Genomic DNA, 3,472 nt, shown 5'->3' on the forward strand with positions numbered 1-3,472 from the left:
CTCGGCGCTGTGGCCGGTAGAGTTTTACGCAGCAGCAGACACAGAAGCTTGAGGAGGCACGGTTGGCGCACTTCGTGATTATGGGTTGTGGCCGCGTGGGGGCAACCCTCGCGCACACACTCGAGGATGCGGGCCACTCGGTGGCCATCATCGACCAGGACGACCGCGCCTTCCGGCGGCTCCGCACGGGCTTCACCGGCCGCAAGGTCACGGGCGTCGGCTTCGACCGCGAAACCCTTAAGCAGGCCGGCGTCGCAGATGCCTATGCTTTCGCGGCCGTCTCCAGCGGCGACAACTCCAACATCCTGGCCACCCGCGTGGCCCGCGAGACCTTCCATGTCCCCCACGTTGTCGCCAGGATCTATGACCCGGGCCGCGCGGAGATCTACCAGCGCCTTGGCATCCCCACGGTCGCCGCCGTGCGCTGGAGCGCGGACCAGGTGCTTCGGAGGATCCTGCCCGAACAGCACCTGGCCGGCGACTACCGGGACCCCTCGGGCCGGCTCGTGCTCGCCGAGGTGGACCTGAACACTGAGTGGATCGGCCACCCGGTCACCTCGATCGAGAAGGCCGCCGGGATCCGCGTCGCCTACCTGACGCGGTTCGGCGAGGGCATGCTGCCGGCGGCCGGCACCCTGTACCAGGACGGCGACACCGTGCACGCCATGCTCGGTGTGGACCGCAGCAGCGAAGTCGCCCACATTCTCGCCAAGTCCCCCGCCAAGGAGTCCTAAAGTGAAAGTCGTCATTGTCGGGGCGGGAAGCGTCGGTTCCTCGATCGCGCGCGAACTGCTGGCCCACAAACACGAGATCCTGCTGATCGACCTCAAGCCCGAGGTGATCGGGCGCAGCGGCCTGCGCGGCGCCCACTGGCTGGTGGGCGATGCCTGCGAACTGAGCACGCTGCAGGACGCGAAACTGGAGGACGCCGACGTCGTGGTTTCCGCTACGGGGGACGACAAGGTCAACCTGGTGGTCTCGCTGCTGGCGAAGACCGAATTCGGCGTCGGACGCACGGTGGGCCGGGTCAACAACCCTAAGAACGACTGGATGTTCGACGACTCCTGGGGCGTAGACGTCGCGGTAAACACCCCACAGCTCATGACCGCCCTGGTCGAGGAGGCGGTGGAGATCGGCGACCTCGTCCGCCTGCTGACGCTGCAGACCGGGGTGTCATCGCTGGTCGAGTTTACGGTCCCGCACGATTCGCATGTGGTGGGCCTGACCGTGGGCGATATCGAGTGGCCCGAGGATTCGACCCTCGTGGCGATCCTGCGGGACCAGGCACCGATCACGCCGAGCCGTGATGACGTCATCGACGGCGGGGACGAGCTGTTCTTCGTGACCACGATCGCGGCCGAGGACGAGCTGCGCGCCCTGCTCTCGCCGGAGTCGCAGGGCGGGGACGAGCACGCCGACGAGCAGCATCCCGTGACCTCGGACGACGGTTTCGACGGCTAGCCAGGTTGCGCTGTCAGTTAATGTCGTTCTGACCTCGTCCAGCAGGATGGGGACGACGTTTACTGATAGCGCAACGTGGCCTGGTGGCTCAACTGGGCGTTTCGGTCGTTTCTGGTGCGGCGGGCCGGGTCAGCAGCCACGCGACCCAGATGCCCAGGATGTACAGCGGAGCACCCATCAGCAGGCGGGTCGTGGCCAGGGCCGCGAAGCCGGGTTCACCCATGAAGTACAGCGGAACCTGGACCAGAAGGCGCAGCGCCAGCACTCCGATGATCACCCAGGTGCCGATCTGGTAGGCCTTCACCCGGGCCGGTTTCTTCCGCCACTCCAGGCCTTCGTTCCGGATGAAGCCGAAGATCAGGCCGGCAAAGGGCCAGCGGACGGCGATCGAGATCCCCATCGCCACGATGTAGGCGGCGTTGGTGAAGAACCCCGGGACGTAGAAGTCCTCAGCCTTGCCTGTGGTGTTGGCAAGCCAGGCGGAAACCCCGACGCCGGCAATCCCTGCGAGTGCCTGGGTCAGCGGTTTGCGCTGGACCAGCCGGGCGACGGTGAACGCCGCGGCCACGGCCAGTGACGAGACCAGGGCAAGGGGCAGTTCGCGGGTGATCGTAAAAGCGACCAGGAAGACCAGGCCGGGGAGGATGCTCTCGGCAATGCCCTGGATCCCGCCGGCGCTCTTGAGCACGTCGATGTTGCCGTTGCTGGAACGGTGCAGTCCGGCCTTGGCCGCATAGCCCTCCGCCAACTGCGCCGCCGTTGGCTGGACAGTTGCCGGCTGAACCACTGCCGGCTGGACTGCGGCAGTCTCGGGCTTCTCGGGCACGGTCATTGCTCCTCCTGGCGCGAGAGTATTTCGTAGCGGGGATTGAACATGGTGGGCAGGCCGTCGCGCACGGTGACCATGCCCTGCAGCCGGAGTTCCGTGCCGGCGTCGACCCCGGGAATGCGGCGGCGTCCGAGCCAGACCACCCGGAGCCGGTCCTTCGGGACGGAGGGCCGCTGGCGCCGAGCCCCGGCGACGGGCTTGGCGGCGGGCGTGTCGGATCCGGCGGGAAGTGCCGTGGCCACGCTCTTCCTGGCCGGTGGCGGATCATGGTCGACAACGATCGCGGTGAAGGCAGCGACGTGGCTTGCCGGCGCGTAGGTGACCGACTCGATGTAGCCATGGCACAACACGCGGCCGCGGTCCGGCAACCCCCTCACGGAGATGGAGGCGGCCGGTTCCTGGCGGGCGGCATCAGCCAATCTGGGTAATCTCCGGTCCACGTTCCGGCTGCTCAAGGTCCGGGGCGGACTGCGGCGCGGGCACGGCGTTGTCCTTGGGCAGGCGGAGCTGCAGCAGGTCGCGCGGCGGCATAGGGCTTTCGCCACGCACCACCACGAGCTGGCGGAACAGCTCTTCAAGCCCGGCGGCCGCATCGCGGTCCACTGCGGCTTCGCCGCCGAACACACCGCGGAGGAACCAGCGCGGACCGTCGACGCCGATGAACCGGGCGACCCGGTAGCCATGGCTTCCGTCAGCGCCGCTGGCCGGGAGCTTGGCGAGCAGTTCGGGGCCGAAACCGCCCTGGACCTCCTCGACCTGGCCGCCCTGGCTGCCCACGGACTGGCCGATCTGCTCCCGGATTTCGTCCCACAGTCCTTCGGAGCGGGGGGCAGCAAAAGCCTGGAGCTGGAGGCTTGAGCCGTTGAGGTCCATGGTGACGGCGACGACGCGCTGGGTGGCTTCCTCGACCTCGAGCCGGAGCTGGAGGCCTTCCGCGGGAGCGATCAGGAGGGCGCCGAGGTCCACGTAGCCGTCCTGGTCCTCGATTTCCGAGACGTCAAAGGGACCCGTCGCGCCGCGAACGGGGGCAACGGGGGCAGTCCCGGCCGAATCCCCGGCGGAAGCGTCAGCAACTGCCTCCCGGGTGTCCCCGGGGTCTGTCAGCTGTTCCTGCTTGGCTTTCCTGCCACGCCCAAAAACCATGGGGTCGTCTCCTTAGTTGTGATCCTGTGCCGTCGCGCC

General features: G+C 67.8%; 5 protein-coding genes. 2 read left to right on the plus strand and 3 right to left on the minus strand.

The features are described 5' to 3' along the window. Nucleotides 1-62: 62 nt before the first annotated feature. A complete protein-coding gene (locus K789_RS0104945; protein WP_024365788.1) occupies nt 63-734 on the plus strand; it encodes a potassium channel family protein in 672 nt (223 codons plus the stop codon). Nucleotide 735: 1 nt separating this feature from the next. Further along, entirely contained in the window at nt 736-1,461 is a 726-nt protein-coding gene (locus K789_RS0104950; RefSeq protein WP_024365789.1) for a potassium channel family protein, read from the plus strand. A gap of 88 nt (nt 1,462-1,549) precedes the next feature. Here the strand turns inward: K789_RS0104950 and K789_RS0104955 are convergent, their stop codons facing one another. The 3 genes from K789_RS0104955 to K789_RS0104965 are packed head-to-tail and all read right to left on the minus strand — an operon-like array spanning nt 1,550 to nt 3,433. Further along, entirely contained in the window at nt 1,550-2,293 is a 744-nt protein-coding gene (locus tag K789_RS0104955; RefSeq protein WP_024365790.1) for a DUF3159 domain-containing protein, read from the minus strand. After that, nucleotides 2,290-2,709 (minus strand): hypothetical protein, encoded by a 420-nt coding sequence (locus K789_RS0104960; RefSeq protein ID WP_024365791.1) that lies wholly within the window; start codon nt 2,707-2,709, stop codon nt 2,290-2,292. Before K789_RS0104960 ends, K789_RS0104955 begins: the two co-directional genes overlap by 4 nt. After that, nucleotides 2,702-3,433: a DUF3710 domain-containing protein gene (locus K789_RS0104965; RefSeq protein ID WP_024365792.1), complete on the minus strand. Its 732-nt coding sequence runs from the start codon at nt 3,431-3,433 to the stop codon at nt 2,702-2,704. Before K789_RS0104965 ends, K789_RS0104960 begins: the two co-directional genes overlap by 8 nt. Nucleotides 3,434-3,472 lie beyond the last annotated feature (39 nt).

Origin of the sequence: Arthrobacter sp. TB 26 (assembly GCF_000427315.1) — a bacterium.
Taxonomy (GTDB): domain Bacteria; phylum Actinomycetota; class Actinomycetes; order Actinomycetales; family Micrococcaceae; genus Arthrobacter.